The organism is Brevundimonas sp. UBA7664, from assembly GCF_002483305.1.
GTDB lineage: Bacteria > Pseudomonadota > Alphaproteobacteria > Caulobacterales > Caulobacteraceae > Brevundimonas.
The window spans coordinates 137362-160518 of record NZ_DLHQ01000025.1 but is presented as its reverse complement, the minus strand read 5'-3'; the positions used below and the strand labels follow the sequence as shown (position 1 = coordinate 160518).

Genomic DNA, 23157 nt, shown 5'->3' with positions numbered 1-23157 from the left:
GCCGATGTGCTGGCCGCCGTCGCCGCCGCCCCGCGCGGCTGCGTCGTCCTGCCCGGCCTCGACCGCGAGCTCGACCCGGCGGTCTGGGCCACGCTCGGCGACAACGAGCAGCATCCCCAGAACGCCCTCTGGCGGCTGTTGAAGGCGCGCGCCGAACGCGAGGCCGTCCGTCCGTGGTTCCAGCCCGTCGAAGATCCCGTCGCCGGGGCGCGCGGGCGCGCCCGCCAGCGGTTGATCAACGAAGCCCTCCGCCCCGCCGACGCCACCGATGACTGGCGCACGGTGATAAGCGCACTGCGCGCCGACGCCTTTCACGAACAGTCCGCCGACCCCATCGCCCAAGGCCTGGAGGGCCTGTCGGTGGTGACCGTCCGCGCCGAAGAGGACGCCGCCGCCGCCCTCGCCCTGATGATGCGCGAGACGCTGGAGACGCCGGGCCGGACCTGCGCCCTCGTCACCCCGGACCTGGCGCTGGGCCGCCGCGTCGCCGCCCGGCTGGAGCGCTGGGGCGTCGTCGCCGACGTCTCCTCCGGCCAGCCGCTGTCGCGGATGGACGCGGGCCGGCTGATCGACCTCGCCGTCCGTTTCGTGGCCGCGCCGCTCGACCCCCACGCCCTGCTCGGCCTGCTCAAACACCCGCTGACCCGGCTCGACCTCGGCGGGACCGACGCCGCGGCCGCCCTGCGCGCCCTCGAACACCATGCCTTGCGCGGCCCCCGCCACCGCGACTGGCCCCGCCTGCGCCGCGCCCTGCTCAAGGCCGGCGAACCCCGCGACGACGGCAAGGCTCCGTCAGACGGGACGCGCGCCCGGCTGGCCGCCGCCGGGACCCTGGTCGACCGGCTCGAGGCCCTGTCCGCCGACGCCCTCGCCCCCTTCACGCCCGACGCCCCGCTGGACGCCGCCGCCCGCGCCCTGACCGGATTGATCGAGGCCCTCGCCGGTCAGGACGCCTGGGCCGGCCCCGACGGCGAGGCCGCCGCTGCGCTGCTGTCCGGCCTGATCGCGGGCGGCGCGTCGCTGGGCCTCGTGTCGCGTGCCGAGTTCGCCGACCTGATCCGGAGCCTGTTGACTGAGGAGACCGTCCGCACCGGCGGGGCCAACCAGCCGCGCCTGCGCATCCTCGGCGCCATCGAGGCCCGGCTGGTGCGCGCCGACCGTATGATCCTCGCCGGGCTGGAAGAGGGCGTCTGGCCCAACGCCGCCCCGACCGATCCCTTCCTGTCGCGGCCCATGCGCCAGACCCTCGGCCTGCCGCCGCCCGAGCGCCGCCTCGGCCAGACCGCCCAGGACTTCGTCCAGGCCGCCTGCGCCGACGAGGCCATCCTGGTCCACTCAGAGCGTCGCGGCGGTCAACCCGCCGTCCGGTCGCGCTGGCTGTGGCGGCTGGAGATGCTGACCCGCGGGGCCGACGCCCCGGCCACGCCCATCGTCCTTGAACGGCCGTCCAACCCGGTCGAGACCGCCCGCGCGCTGGATGTCCCGCCACCGGGACCGCCGCGCTACGCCCGCCGTCCAGCCCCGACCCCGCCTGTCCGTCGTCGGCCACGTCAGCTGCCGGTCACCGGCATCGAGCGCTGGGTCCGCGATCCGTACGCCGTCTACGCCCAGCGCATCCTCGGCCTGCAGAAGCTCGACCGGCCCGGCGCCTCTGCCGAGGCCATGGCGCGCGGCAATGCGGTCCACCGGGCCATTGAGCGCGTCGTCGTGTCCTGGCCCGACGCCCTGCCCGAGGACTGCGCCGACCAGATCGAAGGCTTCCTGCGCGAGGAGCTCGACGCCGCCGGCTTCGAGGATCACGCCATGGCCCGCGAGACCCCGCTGGCCCGCAACTGCGCCGTCTGGCTGGCCGGCTGGGAGGCTGAGCGCCGGGCGCGCGGCGCCACCCTGCTGATCGAACAGACCGGCCAGATGACCTTCGGCGCCCCCTTCGGACCCTTCACCCTGACCGCGAAAGCCGACCGTATCGAGCTCGATGCTGACGGCGCGGCCGTGATCGACTTCAAGACCGGATCGACCCCCAGCGCCAAACAGGTCGCACAAGGCTTCGCGCCGCAGCTGACCCTGACCGCCGCCATCCTCGCCGACGGCGGCTTCGCCGACGCCCCGCCGACGCCGGCGTCCGAGCTGCTCTACGTCAAGGTCACCGGCCGCAAGACTCCGGGCGAGGCCGTCGACGTCGGCAAGGTCACCCGCAACCAGCCCCTGACCGCCGCGGAATTGGCCGAGCGCGAACTGGCCCGGCTGGTCGACGGCGTCGCCGCCTTCGACGACGAGGCCCGGCCCTATGTGTCCTGGGCCGCGCCCCAGTTCATGGGCAATTTCGGCGGCAACTACGACCATCTGGCCCGGGTCTGGGAATGGCACGTCGTCGGCGGCGAGGACGAGGCCGCCGAATGACCCTCTCACCGCTGGACCAGGCCCGCGCCCACCAGACCGCCGCCGCCGATCCGGGCCGGTCGGTCTTCGTCACCGCCAACGCCGGCTCGGGCAAGACCACCACCCTGGTGGACCGCGTGGCCCGGCTGCTGCTGCAAAAGGCCCCGCCCGGCGAGATCCTCTGCGTCACCTACACCAAGGCCGCCGCCGCCGAGATGCAGGCGCGGCTGTTCGAGAAGCTGGGCCGCTGGGCGGTCATGGACGACGCCGAACTGTCCGGCGATCTGGTCAAGCTCGACGGCCGCGATCCCGCCGGCCTCAAGCCCGCCGACCTGAAGGAGGCCCGCCGCCTGTTCGCCCGCGCGCTGGAGACGCCCGGCGGGCTGAAGATCCAGACCATCCACGCCTTCTGCGAAAAACTGCTGCGCCGCTTCCCCATCGAGGCCGGCGTCTCGCCCGCCTTCAAGGTGCTGGAGAACGAGGCCGCCGTGGCCCTGTCCCACGCGGCGCGCGAGGATCTGGCCCGCGAGGCGCTGAAAGACGTCGAGGGGCCCGTTGGCCTTGCCTACTCCCATTTCGCCGTCGAGCTGGACTGGAAGGCCTTTCACGCCCTTCTGGCCATGATCGAGGCCGAGCGTGGCAAGCTCGTCGCCTATGTCGACCGCGTCGCTTCGGGCGCCGCCCCCGGCCCGTACATCCTGGCCGGCGTCTCTCCGGACGAGACCCCCGCCGCGATCGAGCGCGACTTCCTCAACTGGCTCGACCCCGCCGCCTGGCGCGCCGCCGCCGACGGATTCGCGACCGGTTCGACCAATGACCAGAAAATCGCGACCCTGATGCGCGACGCGGTCCCGCCGCACTCCAGCCTCGCGGCCATGAAGGCCCTGTTCATCGACTCCAAAGGCGAGGCGCGGACCAAATTCGGCACAAAGAGCGCCCCGGCCGGGGCGGCGGGCTACCTCGACTCCGTCTCGCTGAAATACTGCGCCGTGCTGGACCGCATGCGCGCCGCCCGGGTCGCCGACGACACGGTCAAGGCCCTGACCCTGGCCAAGGCCCACGCCGCCTTCTACGAGAGCGCCAAGGCCCGGCAGGGCGCGCTCGACTTCTCCGACCTCGTCGTCCGCACCGTCGATCTGCTGACCAAACGGTCCACCGCGGCCTGGGTGCTGTTCAAACTGGACGGGGGGATCGAGCACGTCCTCGTCGACGAGGCCCAGGACACCGCCCCCGACCAGTGGGCCATCTTCAAGGCCCTGACCGAGGAGTTCTTCGCGGGCGAGGGCGCGCCGCGGCGGGGCGAGACCGTCCCGCGCATCCCCCGCACCGTCTTCGCCGTCGGTGACGAGAAACAGTCGATCTATTCCTTCCAGGGCGCGCGGCCCGAGAGGCTGCGGCAGGAAGCCCAGGCCTATGAGGCCCTCGCCCGCGGCGCCGGACGCCCGTTCGAGGAAGTGCCGCTCGACACCTCCTTCCGCTCGACCGAGGAGGTGCTGGCCTTCGTCGACGCCGCCTTCGAGGGGCCGGAGCGGACCCGGGCCCTGGTCGGCGCCTCGGGCGACATCCCGACCCATCACCCCGCCCGCGTCGGCGAGCACGGCGCGATCGACCTCTGGCCGCTGTTCCACGACCCGGCCACGCCCGACCGCGAGGCCTGGAACGCCCCGGTCGACAAGGAAGACGCCCGCAGCGGCCGCAAACAGCTGGCCCAGGCGCTGGCCCGCGAAATCCGCGCACAGGTCGAGGCCGGTACGGTCGTTCACGACCACAAGGTCGACGAAGGCCTGCGCCCGGCGCGCTGGGGCGATTTCCTCGTCCTCGTGCGCCGCCGCGACGCCCTGTTCGAGGAGATCATCCGCGCCCTCAAGGCCGAGGCCGTGCCCGTGGCCGGCGCCGACCGGCTCAAGCTCAGCAGTCATATCGTCTTCGACGACCTGATCGCCGTGGCGCGTTTCGTCCTCTATCCCGACGACGACCTGAGCCTCGCCGAGGTGCTGCGCAGCCCGTTCTGCGACGTCAGCGACTTCGGCGATCCGCACAGCCTGTATCCGCTGGCCGACAAGGAGGCCCGCGCGGGCCGGACCCTGTGGCGCGAACTGCAACAGCGTGCCGACGACCAGCCGCAATGGCGCCGCGCCCGCGACTTCGTCCAGGCCGCGCTGGACGCCCGCGACCGCGACCCCTTCGCCTTCTTCTCCAGCCTGCTGAACCGGGTCGACGACACCGGCATCACCGGCCGCGCCCGCATCCTCGCCCGGCTGGGGCGCGAGGCCGAGGAGGCGATCGACGAGACTCTCGCCCAGGTCCTCGCCGCCGAGGGCCGCGGGGGCGTCGACCTCGAGACCTGTGTGTCGCTGCTGGAAGCCGCCGACGTCGAGGTCAAGCGCGAGATGGAAGGGGCCCGCGACGAGGTCCGGGTCATGACCGTGCACGGGGCCAAGGGGCTGGAGGCGCCCGTCGTCATCCTTCCCGACACCACCTCGCGGGCCAAGCCGCAGGGCCCGACCCTGATGCCCGCCGCCGACGACGACGGGTCGGAGGGAGAAGGCTGGCTGATGTGCCCCGGCTCGGCAAAGGACGACTGCCCGGCGTCGAAGGCCGCCCGCGAGGCCCGCATCGCCCGCGCCGACGCCGAATCCCTGCGCCTGCTCTATGTCGCCCTGACCCGCGCCCGCGACCGGCTGGTGATCATGGGCCGGGCGCTGAGACGTTCGGACACGGGCTTCGAGCCCGGCAGCTGGTGGGACGTCATCGCCGGGACCTTCGACCGGCTGGGCGAGGACGAGCCGCTCAATGTTCGCGGCATCAACGACGGCGTTCGCCGCTTTGGCGTCGATCCGGAGCGCCTTCTGGCGGGAACCATCGGCCGCGCGCGATCCATCGTCGTTCCCGCCTGGGCGCGGACCGCTCCGGCGGCCGATAGCGCGGCCCGCTTCGCCTCGCCCTCGAAGATGGACGAAACGATCCGCATCCCCGCCCCCTCGCCGCTGGCCACTGCCGCGGGCCCCGGGGCGCCGCTGGGGCGGTTCCGGCGCGGCAACCTGATCCACCGGCTGCTGGAGCGACTGCCCGAGATCGCGGTGACCGACCGTTCCGATGCGGCGGCGCGCATCTTGTCCCGTGAACGTGACCTTGATGACGCCCAGCGCGCCGAGATGATCGATGCCGCCTTCCGCGTCCTGGACGACGCCCGGTTCGCGCCCGTGTTCGGCGCCGGCTCCCGGTCCGAGGTCGCCCTGACCGGGTCTGTCGGCGATGTCCCGATATCGGGACGCATGGACCGGCTGGTGGTGACGCCCGACCGGGTGCTGGTGGTGGACTACAAGACCAACCGCCCCGCGCCGGACCGGATCGAGGACGCCGACCCGGCCTATGTGGCCCAGCTGGCCGTCTATGCGGCGGTCCTCAGGGTCCTGTATCCGGATCGCGCGGTCGAGGCGGCGCTGGTCTGGACCGACGGCCCCCGGCTGATGGCGGTTCCGCAGACGATGATGGACGCGGCGCTGTCCGGCTGACGCCGGGATGCGTTGAATTGCCGGACCCGGCGCCCCACATCGGCTGTCGAAGCGCCGGAATCAGCTCATGATGCCCGGCCGATCTGGAGAAAATCCCCATGGCCACCGTCAAGGTCACCGACGACAGTTTCGAAGCCGACGTCCTCAAGTCCGCCACCCCCGTGCTGGTTGATTTCTGGGCCGAGTGGTGCGGCCCCTGCAAGCAGATCGGCCCCGCCCTGGAGCAGATCGCCGATGAACTGGCCGGCCAGGTCGTGATCGCCAAGGTCAATATCGACGACAGCCCGATGATCCCGTCGAAACTGGGCGTGAAGGGGATCCCGACCCTGATGCTGTTCAAGGACGGGCAGATGGCCTCGATGAAGGTCGGCGCCATGCCCAAGGGCAAGATCGTCGAATGGCTGGCCGAGGCCGGCATCGGTCAGACCGCCGCCTGACGGAAGGGTCGAGGGGCGAGGGTCGAGGGTCGAATGACCCCGGATCCTTCCTTGCTCGACCCTCGCCCCTACTCCGGCCAGGTCTCGCGCGCGGCGCCCAGCACCTCGCCCGCCAGATACAGCGACCCGCAGATCACGACCCGGCCGGCGCCGAGCCTGAGGGCGCGCGTCAGCGCCTCCTCGACCGAGGCGCAGGGCGTCGCGCCGAGACCGTGGCCACGCGCCACCGCGGCCAGCGCCTCCGGCTCGGCCGCCGCGCCGTCGAACGGCACGGTGAACACCGCCGCGCCTGACTGGCCGAGCGCCGCGAAGAAGCCGCCCGCGTCCTTGTTGGCCAGCATGCCGACGATCAGGGCCAGGGGCCGGGGCGCCTTCGCCTGACGTTCCGCGAGGGCCAGCGCCAGGGCCGCCCCGGCGTGCGGATTGTGCCCGCCGTCCAGCCACAGTTCCGCGTCCGCCGCCCGCGCCGCTTCCCCATAGGGCCCGGCCGTCAGCCGCTGCATCCGCGCCGGCCAACGCACCGACCGCAGCCCCTCGGCGATGGCCGCCTCGGGCAGGTCCAGTTCCAGGGCGACCGCGACGGCCAGACCGGCATTGTCAATCTGGTGCGGCCCGGTCAGCGCCGGGGCGGGCAGGTCGAGGAACCGCTCCTGATCCTGGTACGACAGCCCGCCGCGCTCGGCCCAGGCGTCGAAATCCACGCCCATGACGGTCAGGGGGGCGTGCACCGCCCGCGCGGCCGCCTCGATGGCCGCCATGGCGACCTCGGGCTGGCGGGCGATCAGGCCGCGCGCCCCGGCTTTCAGGATGCCGGCTTTCTCGACCGCCACCCCGTGCAGGCTGTCGCCGAGGAATTCGGCGTGATCCAGATCGACCGGCGCGATGACGCTGAGCAGCGGCCGTTCGATGACGTTGGTGGCGTCCAGCACCCCGCCGAGGCCGACCTCGACAATGGCCAGGTCGGCGGGCGTCTCGCTCATGGCGACGAAGGCGGCGGCGGTCGTGCTTTCGAACACCGTCGCCTCGGCGCCGCTGCGGTCTATGGCCGCCTCGACCCGGTCAAGAATGCCGTTCAGCGCCTCATCGCTGATCAGCTGGCCCGCCAGCCGGATGCGCTCGTTGAACCGCACCAGATGCGGCGAGGTGTAGGCGTGGACGGTCAGGCCCGCCGCCTCGGCGATGGCGCGGATGAAGGCGACGGTCGAGCCCTTGCCGTTGGTGCCGGCCACGTGGACCACCGGCGGCAGCCGGTGCTGTGGATCGCCCAGACCGGCGCACAGGACGCGCATCCGCTCCAGCGACAGGTCGATGCGCTGCGGATGGCGCGCGCGGAGGCGTTCGGAAATCGGATCCATCGGGCGGAGTCTAGGCCGCCCGGCGCTTCCCGCCCATCAGCATCGACAGGATCCGGCCGAGGGTTTCGGGCAGTTCCGCCCGGGGCACGACCTTGTCGACCATGCCCTTCTCCTGAAGGTATTCGGCGCGCTGGAAGCCGGGGGGCAGTTTCTCGCGGATGGTCGCCTCGATCACGCGCGGGCCGGCGAAGCCGATCAGGGCCCCCGGCTCGGCCAGATGGACATCGCCCAGCATGGCGTAGCTGGCGGTGACCCCGCCGGTGGTGGGGTCGGTCAGCACCACGACGAAGGGCAGCTGGACCGCCTTCAGCTCCTGGATGGCCAGGGTAGTTCGGGCCATCTGCATCAGGCTGAGGGCGCCTTCCTGCATCCGCGCCCCGCCGGCGGCAGTGAAACAGACCAGCGGCACGCCGCGTTCGATGGCGGCGCGGGCGGCGGCGATGAAGGCCTCGCCCGCGGCCATTCCGAGCGAGCCGCCCATGAAGGTGAAGTCCTGAACGATGACCACGGCCGGCGTGCCGTCCAGTTCGCCGAAGCCGATGGCCATGGTGTCCTTGCGGCCGGCGGCCTTGCGGGCGGCGGCCAGACGGTCCTTGTAGGGCTTGCCGTCCGAGAATTTCAGCGGGTCCTCGGGCACCTCCGGCGTGTCGATCGGCTCATAGTCGCCGTCGTCGAAGGTGGCGCGCAGCCGGGTCGGGGCGTCGATCCGCATGTGCCGGCCCGAAGGCGTGACCCACAGGCTGGCCTCCAGGTCCGGGCGGTACAGCATCTCGCCGGAATCGGGATCCTTGACCCACAGATTGTCGGGCGTGTCGCGCCGGCTGACGATCTTGCGGACGCCGGGCGCGAAACGCGACAGCCAGCCGCCGCGCTTTTCCTGGGGTTTGGGAGGGTTCTTCTCAGCCATAGGCGCGCTTTAGACCGTTTCCGCGACCCGCGCACCCCGGACCGCGTCCGCGAGGGCCTTCACCTTCGCCAGAACGCGCGGGACGGCGGGTTCGTTCGCCGCCAGCGCGGCGGCGACCTCGTCGACCAGCACCGATCCGGCCACCACCGCATCGGCGACCCGGGCGATCTCGGCGGCCCGTTCCGGCGTCTTGACCCCGAATCCGACCGCCACCGGCAGGCCCGAAGCCTTGCGCACCCGCTCGACGGCGGGGGCCACGGACAGGGTCTGGGCCTCCTTGACGCCGGTCACGCCGGCGACCGAGACATAGTAGACGAAGCCCGAGGTCCGCTCGGCGATCAGCTTCAGCCGCGCGTCGTCCGAGGTCGGGGTCGCGAGACGGATCAGTGAGACCTGCGCCGCGTCCAGGGCGTCCGACAGCGGTCCGGCCTCTTCCGGCGGGCAGTCGACCACGATCAGCCCGTCGACGCCGCTGGCCGCCGCGTCGCGGGCGAAGGCGTCATAGCCGTAGCTTTCGATCGGGTTGAGATAGCCCATCAGGATCACCGGCGTGTCGGCGTCCCCGGCGCGGAAGTCGGCGGCCAAAGCCAGCGTCCCCTTCAGGGTCAGCCCGGCCTTGAGCCCGCGCAGCGCCGCGCGCTGGATCGGCGGCCCCTCGGCCATCGGATCGGAGAAGGGAAAGCCCAGTTCAATCAGATCCGCGCCCGCCGCCGGCAGGCCGCGCAGGATTTCCAGCGCCTGATCCCGGGTCGGATCGCCGGCCATCACATAGGCCACGAACCCGGCCCGGCCCTCGGCCTTCAGCGCGGCGAAACGGGCGTTGATACGGGCAGTGGTCATCAGAGGCCCTCAGCGACGCAAGCGACTTCGGGCCGCTTCATAAACATGATCATGCTCGGAAATCTCATGTCTTCCGGTTTGGACTCCGGCCGTTCGAGCATCTCGAAATCGGCCATGGCCGCCAGATCGATGCCCTCGCAGCCGCCGCCCGGGCGATCACGTTGGAAGTAGAAGACAATTGCCGCCCCGCCCGTGAACCGCCAACCGGAGCGTCTGAGCAGACCGACGTACTCGTAGAAAACCTCATTGAGTGTTTCCAGCGGCACGGTGACACAATCGGTTACGGTTACGGTTCCGGCCTCCGCCTCAAACAGGCCACAGGCCGGGTCGCCGGCGATGACAGGCAGATCGGCGTATCCGGGCAGAAGGGTTCGTTCCTGAGCCTGAACGCCAGCAGCCAAACTCAGCGCAAGTAATCCGGCGATCACTGGCCGGAGCCCGTGTCTGGAGCTTCCGCCTCCGCCGCGCAGACGTCGCCGGGCACAGACGCGACGCCCAGCCAGGCCACGCTCTCGGCCGTCGCCGGGGCCGAGGTGTCGCGCACGATCAGCATCTGCACGGTGTCGCAGCCGCCGCCGTCCTTGCGCCGCACCAGCACGGCGCGGCTGGCGCCGCCGTCTGCGACCAGCCAGCCCTGGCCGGTCAGGTCGGCCACATAGGCCCGGGCCACGCCTTCCATCGCCGACAGGGGCGCGCTGACGCACCAGGCGCCGACCAGCACCGGCTGGTTGCCGCAATCGGGCGCGGCCGTGGCCCCGGCCAGCAGCGGCAGGTCCGGACCCGCCTGCCCCGGTTCGGCCGAAAGGGCCGCGGCCATCATCATCGCCATCATCATGGTCAGAGCTCCACGCCCAGATGCTTCGCCACCGCGAAGATGTCCTTGTCGCCCCGCCCGCACATGTTCAGCACCACGTCGCCGCCCCTGCCCACTTCCCGGGCGATCTCGCCGACCCGGGCGAGGGCGTGGCTGGGCTCCAGCGCCGGGATGATCCCCTCCAGCTTCGAACACAGCTGGAAGGCCTCCAGCGCCTCGGCGTCGGTGGCGGCGCGGTATTCGGCCCGGCCGATGTCCTTCAGCCAGGCGTGTTCGGGACCGATGCCCGGATAGTCCAGCCCGGCCGAGATCGAATGGCCCTCGAGGATCTGGCCGTCGTCGTCCTGCAGCAGATAGGTGCGGTTGCCGTGCAGCACGCCGGGCCGTCCGCCCTGCAGGCTGGCCGCATGGTCCGGCCCGTCCAGCCCGCGCCCGGCGGCCTCGACCCCGATCAGCCGCACGCCGGCGTCGTCGATGAAGGGGTGGAACAGGCCGATCGCGTTCGACCCGCCCCCGATCGCCGCCACCACCGCATCCGGCAACTTGCCGCGCCGCGCCAGCATGGAGGCCCGTGTCTCGCGCCCGATCACGCTCTGGAAGTCGCGCACCATGGCCGGATAGGGATGCGGCCCGGCGGCGGTGCCGATCAGATAGTAGGTGTCCTCGACATTCGTGACCCAGTCGCGCATCGCCTCGTTCATGGCGTCCTTGAGCGTCGCCCGGCCGGCCGTCACCGGCACCACCTCGGCCCCCAGCAGCTTCATGCGGAAGACGTTGGGCGACTGCCGCTCGACATCGGTCGCACCCATATAGACGATGCATTTCAGGCCGAAGCGGGCGCAGACCGTCGCCGTGGCCACGCCGTGCTGGCCGGCGCCCGTTTCCGCGATAATCCGCGTCTTGCCCATCCGCATGGCCAGCAGGATCTGGCCCATGCAGTTGTTGATCTTGTGCGCGCCCGTATGGTTCAGCTCGTCGCGCTTGAACCAGATGTCGGCGGCTCCGTAGTGCTCTGTCAGGCGCTCGGCCAGATACATCGGGCTGGGCCGGCCGACATAGTCGGTCAGGAAGCCGTCCAGCTCGGCCTGGAACGTCGGATCGGCCTTGGCCGCCTCATAGGCCGCATCCAGCTCGTGGATCAGCGGCATCAGCGTCTCGGCCACGAACCGTCCGCCATAGGGACCGAACCGGCCCTCGGCGTCAGGCATGGCGTAGTGGTTCGGGATAATGGCGTTCACGTCATAGCCTTCGCGCGGGGGAGCGGCGGAAATCAGGCCGATCGCACCGCCTCGAGGAACGCCGCGATCAGGGCCGGGTCCTTAACACCCGGCGCGGTTTCCACGCCAGAGGACACATCCACCAACGGGGCCCCGGAGACCCGGATCGCCTGCGCCACATTGTCCGGGGTCAGGCCCCCGGCCACGAACCACGGATCGCGGAAGGCCCGGTCGGCGAGCAGGGCCCAGTCGAACCGCGCCCCGACTCCGCCCGGCAGGTGCGACCCCTCGGGGGGTTTCGCATCGAACATCAGATGATCGGCGAACGGCTCCCAGGCCTCGGCCCCGGCGAAATCCTCCTCCGTCCGGATCGGCAGCACCTTGATGATCCCCGCCCCGGTCAGCAGCCTTGCCCGTTCGGCCTGCTCGCGCGTCTCATGACCGTGCAGCTGGATCAGGTCCGGCTTCAGGATCAGGGCGATTTCGGTCAGCAGGGCGTCGTCGGCGTCGACCGTCACGGCCACCACCTTCGCCCGCCCCCGCGCCCGCTCGAACAGGGTCGCCCCGTGCAGCGGGTCGATGTGGCGCGGGCTGTTCGGAAAGATCACCGCCCCGACGAAGGCCGCGCCGCCGGCGAGGGCGGCATCGAGCGCATCGGGCGTGGTCAGGCCGCAGATCTTGGCCTGGGTCAAAGGTCTATGACCTTGAGGCCCTCGGCGACGGCAGCGTCGCGCAGGTCATGGTCGAGCGTCGCCAGGGGAAGCCCCTCATGCCGTGCGATCGCGAGGTGCAAGGCGTCTGGCGCGCGCAGGCGACGATGCCCCTGCATCAGAATCCGGGCATCCTGGAACCGCTCCCGCGCAACCTCAAGAACGACGCCGCGCATGGCCCAACGGTCGAACGCCAGTTCGGCGGCCTTGCGCTCCCGATCGGACAACGCCCCAAGCCGCACATGATGTGACAAGGCTGAAGAGAATTCCGTCGCCGTCCAGTCGCTGATCGCCACGCTTGGGTCCGTCCGGGCCCAGCGCCGCGCGGCATCGGCATGGTCGTCCTGGATGAAGAAGGACACGACGACGCTCGTGTCGATATAGATGCTCAATAGCGGTATCCGCGCCGCATCTCTGCGACCCCCGCCACCGTGTCGATCGGTCCTTTCTCAGGCTTCACCCGGTTGGCGTCGAGCCACTCGAGATCGAGCGGAAAGCCCACGGCCGGCGCCTTCTCCGGTTCAAGCCGCGCGATCGGCTTCCCGCGTCGCGTAATCACGACCTCCTCGCCCGCCAGCATGCGGTCGAGCAGTTTTGGCAGGTTGTTCTTGGCCTCGGCGACGGAATAGTGGCTCATGTGATAAAGATGGCTATCTTGATGGCTATCGTCAAATCACGTTGCGTAAAGGTCCGCATCGGGGTCGCTGCCGCCCCGCAGGGCCGTCGACACCACCTGGGAGGCGATGACCGAATAGGTGATGCCGTTGCCGCCGAACCCCATCACCGCCCAGGCGTGGTCCATGTCCGGTACGGGCGCGATCGAGGGCAGGCCGGTCGCGCTCTCGCCGAAGGCCCCGGCCCAGCTGTAGTCGACCTCGAACTCCACGCCGGGCAGCAGGGCGTGGAGCTTTTTCACGATGGTCTCGCATTTCCGAGTCAGCTTCGCCTGATCGGCATGGGCGTCCGGATCCGCCTCGTCCTCGCCGCCGACGATCAGCCGCCCGTCGCCGCCCATGCGGAAATAGAGATACGGGTCCGACGCCTCCCAGACGAGCGTGTCCCGCAGCCAGGCCGGACAGCGCAGGCGCGGCTTCGAGGCCAGGGCCCAGGTCGAGATCACCTTGGCCCCCGGGGTCGGCACCCCCTTCGGGAACTCATAGCCGCAGCAGAACACCACCGTTTTCGCCCGCACCGCATGGCCGGCGTCGGTCAGCAGGGTCACCCCGTCCGGATCGCTGGCCGCCTCCATCACCTCGACCCGCGAGTACACCGTGGCCCCCGCCTTCTGCGCCCGCCGCAGCAGCCCCGCCGCCAGCCGCGCGGGATCGGCGCTGGCCGAGCCCTGGCTGACGATGGCGCCGGTCCGGTCGATGCCGAACCGCTCGCGCAGCGCCGCCGGCCCGGCGTATTCGCTCTCCAGCCCGATCGCCGCCCGCGCCGCCGCCTCGGCCTCCAGCGCCCGGTGGCCGTATTCGTCCCCGGCCAGATAGAGGGTCGCCTTGTCCTTCAGCCCGCAGACGATCCGCTCATCCGCCACGACCCGCTTCAGGGCGTCGACGGCCGAGCGCGACCGCAGATACGCCCGCTTCGCCTTCGCCGGCCCGATCTTCTCCGCCAGCGCCGTGAGCGGCAGGTCGATCTCCCACTGCAAGAGGGCCGTCGAGGCCACGGTCGAGCCGGTCAGCGGCGGCCGCCGGTCCAGCACCGCCACCGAATGGTCCCGGCTCAGCGCATGGGCCATGAAGGCGCCGCTGATCCCGGCCCCGACGATGGCCACATCAACGGGGATGGCCTCTTTCAGCGGCCGCACCGGCACGCCCAGCCCGGGGCTGTCGGCCCAGAGCGATCGCCCCGTGCGCAGGTTCTTCTTGATCGTCGCCCCGGTCATGTCGTCTCCGCTGGAAGCGGAGCGATAAGTCAGACGGCTGAACGTGGTTCCGTCAGGCGAAGATCAGATCGATCTGATCCTGATCCAGCAACCGCCACTCGCCCGGCGCCAGATCGTCCGGCAGGGCCAGTCCGCCGACCCGTTCGCGGTGCAGCCCCTCGACGTGGTTGCCCACCGCCGCGAACATCCGCCGCACCATGTGATAGCGGCCCTCGGTCACCGTCAGCCGCGCCTCGGTCGGCGACAGCACCTCCAGCACCGCGGGCGACAGCGGCTTGTCCTCGCCCTCCAGCACCAGACCCCCGGCGGCGAAGACGTCGCCCTCGGTCCCGACCAGAGGCCGGGCCAATGTGGCGCGATAGACCTTGGCGACATGCCGTTTGGGCGAGATCACCCGGTGCAGCAGGTCGCCATCGTCGGTCAGCAGCAGCAGGCCGGTGGTCTGTTTGTCCAGCCGGCCGATGGTCGAGATGGCCGGATCGCGCCGCTTCCAGCGCGGCGGCAGGACGTCATAGACCAGGGCCCCGTCCTCCTTGCGCGAACATGTCATGCCCAGCGGCTTGTGCAGCATCATCACCAGACCCGGCGTCGGATCGAGCGGCTGGCCGTCGATCTCCATCCGCGCCGGCAGGTCCGGCGTCACCGCGATCCGCTTCGACACATCGGTCAGGTCGACGCCGTCCAGCACGATCCCGCCCGCCTTGCCCAGCCGCGCCATCTCGGTCCGGGAGCCATAGCCCATGGAGCCCAAAAGCTTGTCCACGCGGCTCGTGGGCGTTTTCACTTCACCGCCTCGAACACCTTGTAGCCGCCGCTGTCAGCGATCATGTCGACCCGCTTGAAGGCGTCCTTCAGCTCGGCCTCATAGGGCAGGTGGCGGTTGGCCACGATCCACAGGACGCCGCCCTTCTTCAGCAGGCCCGCGGCCTTGCGGATGAAGGCCTGGCCCAGCCGCTTGTCCTCGGCGCCGCCGTCATGGAAGGGCGGATTGCTGACGACGAAATTCAGGTCGCCGACGTCATCCAGCGTGCGCGCATCGGCCCATTCGAAGGTCGCGCGCGGGTCCGTGACATTCTTCCGCGCCGCCGCGATCGCCCGCCGGTCCAGATCGACCAGACGCAGCGATGTCACCGCCGCCGAACCCAGCACCACCGTCGCCAGGGCGCCGTAGCCGCACCCCAGATCAATGCCCGCGCCCTTCAGCGGCGGCAGAGCCTGCGCCAGCAGCAGCGAACCCGCATCGATCCGGTCCCAGGCGAACACCCCCGGCTGCGACCAGGCGTCCAGCCCCTCGACCAGACGCGGCGCGCCCGCCGCGATGGCCGCATCGAGCCCCGTCACCGTCTCCGGCCGGATCACGACGCAGCGGCGATGGTGCGCCTTGGCGCTCTCGCCGACCTCGACGCCGAAGCCTTCCAGCTCCTTCTTCAGCCGCGACCCGCCCTTGTCCTTGGCCGCCATGACGTCCAGCCGCCCGCCGGGCTTCAACGCCCTGAGCGCCAGCGCCAACGCATACCGCCGCTCCAGCACCCCCGGCGGAGCGTAGATCATGATGTCGTCGACCGAACCTTCGGCCACGTCCTCGAGCGGCGTCGAGCCGGGAATGAGGGGCGAAACCTGGGTCGCCGCGCCCGGCGGATCGAAGACGGCCGGCGGGCGGCCATGGAGAAGGGTGGTCATGGCGGCGCCTATAGCCGGATTGAGCGCCGGCGCGAAGCGGCCCGCGATCGGCGACCCGGCGACCCGGTCTTGTGCGCCTTCCAGCGCTACCGCATCATTCGTCCCGGGCCGCGGTCGCGGTGCGGGGGGATTTTTTGTGCGAATGATCGTCCGGGGCCTGCTGGCCTCCGCCCTGTGCCTGTTCGCCACCGCGGCCCACGCAGCGCCGATCGGCCCTCTGGTGACGGCCGCCCTCAAGCGCGCTCACATCCCCGGGGGCGCGGTCGCGGTGGTCAGCAGTTCAGGACCCGTCGAGGTCGTCACCTTCGGCGCCTGTCGTGCCGGGACGCCGATCACGAGCGACCAGCCCTTCCTGATCGGCTCCCTCAGCAAGTCGTTGACCGCCGCCGCGGCCACCCGTCTTGCATGGCAGGGCCGGCTGGACCTGGAGGCTCCCCTGCAAACGCTGGAGCCGTCGTCTGGCGGCGCCGCCCCGATCACTCTGCGACAGTTGCTGAACCAGACCAGCGGTTTCAGTCACCGACAGGGGTTCTCGATCCCCACGCCCGACAGCCCGGGCTTCGGCAGGCTCCAGCCCGCTGGTAATCCGGGCGCCTACGCCTATTCGAACCTCAACTATGTCGTCCTCGGCGAGGAAGTCCGGTCGCGATCCGGTACGGCCTTCGACGCGCTTGTCGCCCGCGAGGTCTTCCGCCCCCTCGCCATGTCCGCCACCGCCGCTCCCGTTCGCGATCGCTGCGGGCATCGCCTGTTCTTCGGGTTCGCGACGCCCTGGGCCGAAGAGCCCGCGCCCGCGCATCTCGCGCCGGCCGGTTTCATCCGGGCCAGCGCCCCCGACCTCGGCAAATTCATGACCGCCATCCTGGCCCAGGCCCGTTCCGGCCAGGACCAGGGCTGGCCTTCCCTGGACCTCGCTGACTCTGACCCGGTTGCGTATCACCAGGGCTGGCGGACAGCGATGGATGAGGGCGAACGCATCTGGTGGCACAGCGGCTCGACCGGCAGCTATCGCGCCACCATGGTGATGTTGCCCTCGCGGGACCGGGCCTTCGTGATTCTGACCAATCTCGGCGGCCACAATGTGGACGACCCTGTCGACGACCTCGCCCAGGCGCTCATCGCACACGTCCGGGGGAAGGCGGCGCAGCCCCCCGCGGCCCCGCTCGAACCATGGGCGCGAATGGCGCTTCTGCTGGTCATCGCCGGGTCGCTGATCACCCTCTTCCTGACGACGAGGCGCTGGGTTGCGCGGGACCGCTCCGTATCCGCCAGCCCGGTTTCGACAGCCCTGGCGCTCCTGCCCTGGATCGTCGCCGGCGGGCTCGGGGTCCTGGCGCTGCAACACTTCACCGGTCTGTCGCCGCTGGGCGTCTGGCGGCTGGGGCCGGACCTGGGCCTGACCGCCGCCGTGGTTCTCATATCCGGCGCGGCGCGGAGCGCCATGAACCGCTCAATCCCGAAAGCCTCCAGGGCCGGGACACCGACGGCGCGCCACCAGACCTGACCGCCGCGGAGGCCCGTCCGGGCGAAAGCCCCGACGTTCCGCCCTGCCTCCCGTCATCCACCGCGGACGCGGGCGTCGCCGCCGCGCGCCCCAATTCCCGACTGACAAACGAGAACAAATGAGGCACAAGCGCGCGATGCTCGCCGATTCAACCCTGACGTCCCCTGCGACGCCTTCGCTCGCCGACGCCCGTGCGACGCTGGAGCGGGTCTGGGGCCACGGCGACTTTCGCGGTCTGCAGGCGGAGGTGGTCGCCGAGATCCTCGCCGGCCGCGACGTGCTGGCGGTCCTGCCCACCGGCGGCGGCAAGTCGGTCTGCTACCAGATCCCCGCCATGCTGCGCCCGGGGCTCGGCCTCGTCGTCTCGCCCCTGATCGCCCTGATGACCGACCAGGTCGAGGCGCTGAAACAGCAGGGGGTGGCCGCCGCCCGTCTCGACTCGGGCGTCTCCATGGACGACCGCTCGGCGATCTGGCGTCAGGCGCGCGCCGGCGAGCTCGACCTGCTCTATGTCTCACCCGAGGGACTGGCGCAGCCGCATCTGATCGACCGGCTGCACGACCTGCCCCTCAGCCTCATCGCCATCGACGAAGCCCACTGTGTCTCACAGTGGGGACATGATTTCCGTCCGGATTACCGGACCCTGGGCCGGCTGGCCGAGCTCTTCCCCGGCGTGCCGCGCATCGCCGTCACCGCCACCGCCGACGCCCGCACCCGCGATGACATCGTCCGCTCGCTGCGGCTGGACGGCGCCAAGGTGCTCGTCGACAGCTTCGCCCGCCCGAACCTGCAGCTCTCGGCCGTCCGCAAGGAGAACGCCTCGCGGGCCAAGACCGACGCGGCGGTCATCGATCTGGTGCGCCAGCGGCGCGGCAAGTCCGGCGTGGTCTATTGCGGCTCGCGCGACGGCTGTGAGCGCGTCGCCGACGCCCTGAAGAGCGCCGGAACCAACGCCATCGCCTATCACGCCGGCATGGACGCCCGCGACCGCGACCGCCGGCTGGAGCGCTTCCTGGCCGAAGACGGCGCGGTCATGGTGGCGACCATCGCCTTCGGCATGGGGGTCGACAAGGCCGACGTCCGCTTCGTCATCCACGCCGATCCGCCCGGATCGCTGGAAGCCTACTGGCAGGAGATCGGCCGCGCCGGCCGCGACGGCGAGCCCGCCGAGGGAATCACCCTCTACGGTCCCTCCGACATCGCCTGGACGCTCAAGCGCCTCGAGGGCCGCCCCATGGCCGAGGAGGTCAAGGCGGTGCAGGTGAGGAAGGCGCGCCAGCTGTTCGCCATGCTGGACGGCGCGACCTGCCGCCCGCAGACGGTGCGGCGCTATTTCGGCGAGACCGACGCCCGGCCCTGCGGCGTCTGCGACCTCTGCCTCGACCCGCCCGCCGTGTTCGACGCCACCGTCCCGGCCCAGAAGGCCCTGGCGGCGGTCCAGCGCCTGGGCGAACGCTTCGGCAAGACCCGCGTCATCGACCACCTGCTGGGCAGGACGAAAGAGGTCCAGCCGTGGGAGACGGCCCTGTCGACCTGGGGCATCGGCGCCGACACGGCCCTCCACACCTGGCGCGACATCGTCGACCATCTGATGTTCGAGGGCCTGCTGGTCGAGGACCCCAATGAAGGCAAGCCGCTGGTCCGCATCGGCGACCCCGGGGTGGTGCGGGCCGTCTATCGCGGCGAACGCGTCGTCGAGGTGCGCCTGACGCCGGCCCGCGCCGGCGGCGGGACGAAGGAGCGTGTCCGCACCGGTCGCAACGCCGCCCTCGAGACCATGGACGCCGACGTCCGCGCCCGCTTCGAGACCCTGCGCGCCTGGCGCCGCGACCGCGCCGCCGAACAGCGCGTGCCGCCCTATGTGATCTTCCAGGACAAGACCCTGCTGGAGATCGCCCTGGCCGAACCGGGCGATCTCGAACGCCTGGGGCATATTTCCGGCGTCGGCCAGACCAAGCTGGACCGCTATGGCCAGGGCGTGCTGGAGGCCCTGCGCCAGTCCCCCGGCTGAGGCCGGGGGCCTGAAACCGACGTTCGCCGGTTAAGCTTCGCGCAAGGTCTCGGAAGGGGGGCCTTAAACTTTCGCCGTCACAGTCCGGCGGTGATCCCAAGCCGTGCTCCGTCTCCGGTCGACAAACTGGCTCTGGCCGTCGTGCATCAGCCCGAACGCGCCATACCGGCGCCGGCCGGCGCGCGCGAGGAATCGCTGCGCCTGCTGCTCCAGACCGCCGCCGATTCCGGCGTGACCCGGATCGCCACAAAACCCGACGGCGACGGCGAACGCTGGCTCGGTCAGGCCTGGCCCTTCCCCTCGCCCTTCCAGGTCTCGGTCCGCACCGTGCCGGTCAGCGACGGCGTCGACCGGGTCGAGGCCCGCGCCCGCCGCTCGCTCGAACGGCTCGGCCTGCCGCGCGGCGACCTGCTGCTGGTCTCCGCCGCCAATGATCTGGCCGGCGCCGAGGGCCGCGCCCTGTGGGACCGGCTTCTGGCCCTGAAGGATCGCGGCCTGTACCGCCGCATCGGCTTCTGCGCCACGGTCGAGGACGGCCCGGCCCTGCTGGCGCGGCGCTTCCAGCCGGATGTGATCCAGCTGCGGTGCAATCTGCTGGACCAGCGCGCCCAGCATTCCGGCGCCCTGTCGGAGCTGGCGGCCCTCGGCGTGGACGTTCACGCCTCATCGGTGTTCGCCGACGGCCTGCTGTTCGTCAGCGGCGACTCCCTGCCGCCCGAGATGCAGCGCCACGCCCCGGCCCTGTCGCGCATCCGCCGCCGTCTGGCCGAGGCGCGCATCGACCCGATGCAGGCCACCCTGGCCTACGCCATGGGCCTGCCCGAGGTCACCGCCGTCGTCGCCAGCGTCGCCTCGGCCGCCGAACTGCGAGCCGTCGTCGCCGCGGCCCATGCGCCGACGCCGGCGCTGGACTGGACGGCGCTGCAGCTGGAACCGGCGGCGATCGCCGCCGCCGGCCCGCGCAGGATCAGTAGCGCAGCCTGATCCCGACATAGGCGGATCGTGCCGGCTCGCCGTAGCCGAACACCTGCTGATAGCGTTCGTCCGCCAGATTCTCGATCCGCGCCGTCAGCGTGACCGCGTCGGTCAGCGCATACGCCCCGTTGAGATTGGCCGTGATGAAGGCCTCGCGGACGCCGCCGACGTCATCCTGATCGCCTTCCCCGCGAAGGGTGAGGGCGCCCGACAGTCGGGCGCCGGTCCAGCCCAGGGTGGCCGATACCGACTGTTCCGGCACGCGCAGCAGCCGCGCCCCGGTGGTCTCATCCCGCGCATCGGTCCAGGCCCAGGCGAGGCTGAGATCGAACCCGCCGCCCAGCCGCGCCCGGCCCTCCAGTTCGACCCCGTCGGCCGCCGTCTCGGCGACATTGACGTAAAAGCTGTCGAAGGTGAGCGGGTCGAAGACATAGGTGATCTGGTCCTCGACCTTCAACCGATAGACCGTCGCGCGACCCTCGATCCGGCCGTCTTGCGACGCCCAGCCGATCGCGGCCTCATAGCCCTCCGCCGTCTCGGGCCGCAGCAGAGGAAACGGCTGGGACGAGAAGCAGTAGTCGCACACGGACTGGCTGATCGACGGGGCCTTGAACCCGGTCCCGTACGCCGCCGACAGGGTGATCCCGCCGCCCGCATCGAAAGCCCCGGAAACCCGCCCCGTGGCCTTCGCACCGAAGTCGTCGGTGTCGTCAAGGCGCAGGGCTCCGGTCAGGCTGAGCCGGTTCGTCGGTTCGATCCGGGCCGTGGCGAAGGCCGAGGTCGTGCCCAGCTGTTCGGTCAGGCCGGTGGACAGGCTCCCCTCGGTGTCCTCGCGCTCGACACCGATGACGAAGTCCACGCCCCGGACCGCGCCGTCCGCCTGCCAGCGGAGAACCTGCCGGTCCGCCTCAAAGGCCGTCGGGAAGGCGGAGACCGTCTCCCGCGCGATGTTGGAGGCCGACAGGCTGAACTGATGCGCCAGACCGAGCGCGTTCAGGCGCAGGCGGCCGAACCCTGACCACTGTTCACTGGTCTGGCTGTCGAGGGTGTCCGACAGGGCATAGGTCGGGGCCGGATTGCCGTCGAGGTCCGCATCGCCGTCGGTCCAGCGGACCGATCCGTCCACGACCGCGCCCGGCGTCACGGCATAGCGGCCGCGCGCGCCGATCGTTGTCGCGCTGAAACCGTCGGCCTCCGTGGCGCCGTCGGCCTCGTCCGCGGCGGAAATCCCGTCGGTGTCGAAATGCGAGACCCAGGCGCCGAGGCCGTACCGTTCGGTCGACACCCCCGCCGCCAGCCGGCCGCGCCCGGTCGCGAACGACCCGGCCTCCAGATCGGCCGCGAGGCCGTCGAGGTCGCGCGTGGTGAAGGCGATCACCCCGCCGATGGCGTCCGAACCCCACAGCGACGACTGCGGCCCCGACAGCACCTCGATCCGTTCGATGTCCGACAGTTCGAGGCCGGAGAAGTCGAAGGCCCCGTTGACCTCGGCCGGGTCGTTGACCGGCACGCCGTCGACCAGCACCAGGGTCTTGCCCGGCGCGGCCCCGCGCATCCGCACCTGGGCGACGCCGCCGAAGGCGCCGGAGCGCACCACCGACAGGCCGGGCACATCGGACAGGATGTCCGCGGCAAACACCGCGCCGCGCTGCTCAATGGTTGAGCGGTCGATCACCCGCGCCCCCGGCGTGTCGGCGACGATGGCCGGCAGGCGGGTGGCGGTGACGACGACCTCGGGCAGGACGGCGTCAGGATCGTCCGCCGTCTGGGCGTAAGCGGACAGGGGCAGGCACACGGCCGCGGCCGTGGCGTAGAGGATGGATCGCGTCATGCGCGGATCTCCGTCGGCCCCGCGCTGGCGCTGCGCGCGGCATGTGAAAGCGACCGACCCGGCCCCCCGGAAGGGGCGCGGCGCTGGGGTCGGGTCGCTTCGACGGAACAGCTTCCGCAGCTGCGGAAGGGTTGGCCCCACGCCTCTGTCTGATCCCGGACAGCGGACGAGCGACGTCGGCGGCCAGGTCTCCTGGCTTGCGGGTCAAAAACGGTGGATCGCGCCTTCCCGGTTGCCCAGTGACGCCGGAGCCGAAGCCCCGGAATGATCGTCCGTCTCGCCGCCTACAGTTGCGGGCACAGCCGCGGCGTCACACCGCGTTCCCTTAACCGCCTGCGCCGCTTGTTGCAGGCGCCCGCGACCCAGGCAAGGGATCAGGCCGTCCAGGCCGGTTGCGACGGCGGCGGCGCAACCCGCCCTTCGGATATCAAGGCGGTTTGCCGCCGTGAGATTTGACCGCCGATCCGGAGAAAAAGCACCCCGGCCAGAATCTGCAGGGCATAGCCGCCGATCAGGACGGAATCGCTGATCACCAGGTGGCTGACGCTGGCGGCGCTTCGGCTGAGGATGGTGCTTATGTTGATGACTATTCCACTGACCAGGACCGCGCCCCACCACCATCGGAGCAGGGCGGGATCAGGCAGGCTCTTCCAGCCATCGGGCTGACGGCTGGACCGCCAGAGTTCGCTCGTCATCGAATACGGCTTCCAGAGCGACACGAGGGGGATGAAGAACCACCAGATCGCCCACTTGGGCGAGGTCTCCACGCCGTTGCTCAGCGCGTGCGCGTTCCGGACGGACCGGAGGTACCACATCAGCACCAGAAAGGCCGAAACGAGATAGGTCAGGAGGTAGACCAAGGCCGCGCCGGCTGTGGTGAACGCCTCGGCTTCGGCGCCGGGGACATAGTCGGAAATGTAGCTGGCTTCGTTCATCAGGGTGTCGCCGGCAATCCCGGCGAGAAGCCAGACCCTGTATCCAAACGCCGCCATCGCGGCGGCAGAGCTGAAGATGAACAGGACAGCCCAGATCCTGATCGCCCCCCAGAGCCGGTCCGTCCGTTTGGACGAATACGATCTTCTCGCCATGGTAGA

Annotated in this window: 20 protein-coding genes and 1 riboswitch; of the genes, 6 read left to right on the top strand and 14 right to left on the bottom strand. The window is 71.0% G+C overall.

Translation table 11 applies throughout. From position 1 onward, the window contains the following. The 3 genes from addB to trxA all read left to right on the top strand — a co-directional run. The coding region (gene addB / locus B2742_RS05890) for a double-strand break repair protein AddB (protein WP_292064002.1) at nucleotides 1–2400 on the top strand (2400 nt) is incomplete at its 5' end. After that, nucleotides 2397–5894 (top strand): double-strand break repair helicase AddA, encoded by a 3498-nt coding sequence (addA, locus tag B2742_RS05885; protein ID WP_292063999.1) that lies wholly within the window; start codon nucleotides 2397–2399, stop codon nucleotides 5892–5894. The genes addB and addA, both read left to right, overlap by 4 nt. Before the next feature lie 98 nt (nucleotides 5895–5992). Next, nucleotides 5993–6331, top strand: coding sequence for a thioredoxin (gene trxA, locus B2742_RS05880; RefSeq protein WP_292063997.1), 339 nt, complete (start codon nucleotides 5993–5995; stop codon nucleotides 6329–6331). A 68-nt stretch (nucleotides 6332–6399) separates the two neighbouring features. Here the strand turns inward: trxA and B2742_RS05875 are convergent, their stop codons facing one another. From B2742_RS05875 to B2742_RS05820, 12 genes are all read right to left on the bottom strand, one after another. Next, nucleotides 6400–7686, bottom strand: a complete 1287-nt coding sequence (locus tag B2742_RS05875; protein ID WP_292063995.1) for a bifunctional folylpolyglutamate synthase/dihydrofolate synthase — start codon at nucleotides 7684–7686, stop codon at nucleotides 6400–6402. A gap of 10 nt (nucleotides 7687–7696) precedes the next feature. Next, complete coding sequence (gene accD, locus B2742_RS05870; protein ID WP_292063993.1) at nucleotides 7697–8593, bottom strand: acetyl-CoA carboxylase, carboxyltransferase subunit beta; 897 nt, start codon at nucleotides 8591–8593, stop codon at nucleotides 7697–7699. Nucleotides 8594–8602: 9 nt separating this feature from the next. Further along, complete coding sequence (gene trpA / locus B2742_RS05865; protein ID WP_292063990.1) at nucleotides 8603–9433, bottom strand: tryptophan synthase subunit alpha; 831 nt, start codon at nucleotides 9431–9433, stop codon at nucleotides 8603–8605. Further along, on the bottom strand, nucleotides 9433–9861 hold the full coding sequence (locus B2742_RS05860; protein ID WP_292063988.1) for a hypothetical protein: 429 nt from the start codon (nucleotides 9859–9861) through the stop codon (nucleotides 9433–9435). The genes trpA and B2742_RS05860 overlap by 1 nt, the downstream gene beginning before the upstream one ends. Further along, nucleotides 9858–10268 (bottom strand): hypothetical protein, encoded by a 411-nt coding sequence (locus tag B2742_RS05855; RefSeq protein WP_292063987.1) that lies wholly within the window; start codon nucleotides 10266–10268, stop codon nucleotides 9858–9860. The genes B2742_RS05860 and B2742_RS05855 overlap by 4 nt, the downstream gene beginning before the upstream one ends. A 2-nt stretch (nucleotides 10269–10270) precedes the next feature. Then, complete coding sequence (gene trpB / locus B2742_RS05850) at nucleotides 10271–11455, bottom strand: tryptophan synthase subunit beta (protein ID WP_414633047.1); 1185 nt, start codon at nucleotides 11453–11455, stop codon at nucleotides 10271–10273. 62 nt (nucleotides 11456–11517) lie between these two features. Then, nucleotides 11518–12156, bottom strand: coding sequence for a phosphoribosylanthranilate isomerase (locus B2742_RS05845; RefSeq protein ID WP_292063983.1), 639 nt, complete (start codon nucleotides 12154–12156; stop codon nucleotides 11518–11520). Then, nucleotides 12153–12566 (bottom strand): type II toxin-antitoxin system VapC family toxin, encoded by a 414-nt coding sequence (locus B2742_RS05840; protein WP_292063980.1) that lies wholly within the window; start codon nucleotides 12564–12566, stop codon nucleotides 12153–12155. Before B2742_RS05840 ends, B2742_RS05845 begins: the two co-directional genes overlap by 4 nt. Beyond that, nucleotides 12563–12811, bottom strand: a complete 249-nt coding sequence (locus B2742_RS05835; RefSeq protein WP_292063979.1) for a type II toxin-antitoxin system Phd/YefM family antitoxin — start codon at nucleotides 12809–12811, stop codon at nucleotides 12563–12565. The genes B2742_RS05840 and B2742_RS05835 overlap by 4 nt, the downstream gene beginning before the upstream one ends. Nucleotides 12812–12847: 36 nt before the next feature. Beyond that, complete coding sequence (locus B2742_RS05830) at nucleotides 12848–14062, bottom strand: NAD(P)/FAD-dependent oxidoreductase (RefSeq protein WP_292063975.1); 1215 nt, start codon at nucleotides 14060–14062, stop codon at nucleotides 12848–12850. 52 nt (nucleotides 14063–14114) lie between these two features. After that, the gene (locus tag B2742_RS05825) at nucleotides 14115–14804 is read right to left on the bottom strand and encodes a pseudouridine synthase (RefSeq protein WP_292064014.1); all 690 of its coding nucleotides are present in this window, start codon (nucleotides 14802–14804) and stop codon (nucleotides 14115–14117) included. 38 nt (nucleotides 14805–14842) lie between these two features. Next, a complete protein-coding gene (locus B2742_RS05820; protein ID WP_292063971.1) occupies nucleotides 14843–15742 on the bottom strand; it encodes a class I SAM-dependent methyltransferase in 900 nt (299 codons plus the stop codon). A 142-nt stretch (nucleotides 15743–15884) separates the two neighbouring features. On the opposite strand from B2742_RS05820, the gene B2742_RS05815 reads away from it, so the two are divergent. The 3 genes from B2742_RS05815 (at nucleotide 15885) to B2742_RS05805 (ending at nucleotide 20241) form a co-directional block, all read left to right on the top strand. Next, a complete protein-coding gene (locus B2742_RS05815; RefSeq protein WP_292063969.1) occupies nucleotides 15885–17246 on the top strand; it encodes a serine hydrolase domain-containing protein in 1362 nt (453 codons plus the stop codon). A 118-nt stretch (nucleotides 17247–17364) separates the two neighbouring features. After that, entirely contained in the window at nucleotides 17365–19257 is a 1893-nt protein-coding gene (gene recQ / locus B2742_RS05810) for a DNA helicase RecQ (RefSeq protein WP_292063967.1), read from the top strand. A 90-nt stretch (nucleotides 19258–19347) separates the two neighbouring features. Continuing rightward, the gene (locus tag B2742_RS05805) at nucleotides 19348–20241 is read left to right on the top strand and encodes an aldo/keto reductase (RefSeq protein WP_292063966.1); all 894 of its coding nucleotides are present in this window, start codon (nucleotides 19348–19350) and stop codon (nucleotides 20239–20241) included. On the opposite strand, the gene B2742_RS05800 is transcribed toward B2742_RS05805, so the two are convergent. Further along, nucleotides 20225–22063, bottom strand: a complete 1839-nt coding sequence (locus B2742_RS05800) for a TonB-dependent receptor plug domain-containing protein (RefSeq protein ID WP_292063965.1) — start codon at nucleotides 22061–22063, stop codon at nucleotides 20225–20227. The genes B2742_RS05805 and B2742_RS05800 overlap by 17 nt on opposite strands. Nucleotides 22064–22228: 165 nt before the next feature. Continuing rightward, nucleotides 22229–22437: riboswitch (cobalamin riboswitch) on the bottom strand. Then, entirely contained in the window at nucleotides 22438–23151 is a 714-nt protein-coding gene (locus tag B2742_RS05795; protein ID WP_292063963.1) for a DUF4328 domain-containing protein, read from the bottom strand. Nucleotides 23152–23157 lie beyond the last annotated feature (6 nt).

Bases quoted from the DNA above. Each gene is read 5' to 3' on its own strand.
- addA (WP_292063999.1), top strand. From the start codon at position 2,397: ATGACCCTCTCACCGCTGGACCAGGCCCGCGCCCACCAGACCGCCGCC.
- trxA (WP_292063997.1), top strand. From the start codon at position 5,993: ATGGCCACCGTCAAGGTCACCGACGACAGTTTCGAAGCCGACGTCCTC.
- B2742_RS05875 (WP_292063995.1), bottom strand. From the start codon at position 7,686: ATGGATCCGATTTCCGAACGCCTCCGCGCGCGCCATCCGCAGCGCATC.
- accD (WP_292063993.1), bottom strand. From the start codon at position 8,593: ATGGCTGAGAAGAACCCTCCCAAACCCCAGGAAAAGCGCGGCGGCTGG.
- trpA (WP_292063990.1), bottom strand. From the start codon at position 9,433: ATGACCACTGCCCGTATCAACGCCCGTTTCGCCGCGCTGAAGGCCGAG.
- B2742_RS05855 (WP_292063987.1), bottom strand. From the start codon at position 10,268: ATGATGATGGCGATGATGATGGCCGCGGCCCTTTCGGCCGAACCGGGG.
- trpB (WP_414633047.1), bottom strand. From the start codon at position 11,455: ATGCCTGACGCCGAGGGCCGGTTCGGTCCCTATGGCGGACGGTTCGTG.
- B2742_RS05835 (WP_292063979.1), bottom strand. From the start codon at position 12,811: ATGAGCCACTATTCCGTCGCCGAGGCCAAGAACAACCTGCCAAAACTG.
- B2742_RS05830 (WP_292063975.1), bottom strand. From the start codon at position 14,062: ATGACCGGGGCGACGATCAAGAAGAACCTGCGCACGGGGCGATCGCTC.
- B2742_RS05825 (WP_292064014.1), bottom strand. From the start codon at position 14,804: ATGGGCTATGGCTCCCGGACCGAGATGGCGCGGCTGGGCAAGGCGGGC.
- B2742_RS05820 (WP_292063971.1), bottom strand. From the start codon at position 15,742: ATGACCACCCTTCTCCATGGCCGCCCGCCGGCCGTCTTCGATCCGCCG.
- B2742_RS05815 (WP_292063969.1), top strand. From the start codon at position 15,885: ATGATCGTCCGGGGCCTGCTGGCCTCCGCCCTGTGCCTGTTCGCCACC.
- recQ (WP_292063967.1), top strand. From the start codon at position 17,365: ATGAGGCACAAGCGCGCGATGCTCGCCGATTCAACCCTGACGTCCCCT.
- B2742_RS05800 (WP_292063965.1), bottom strand. From the start codon at position 22,063: ATGACGCGATCCATCCTCTACGCCACGGCCGCGGCCGTGTGCCTGCCC.
- B2742_RS05795 (WP_292063963.1), bottom strand. From the start codon at position 23,151: ATGGCGAGAAGATCGTATTCGTCCAAACGGACGGACCGGCTCTGGGGG.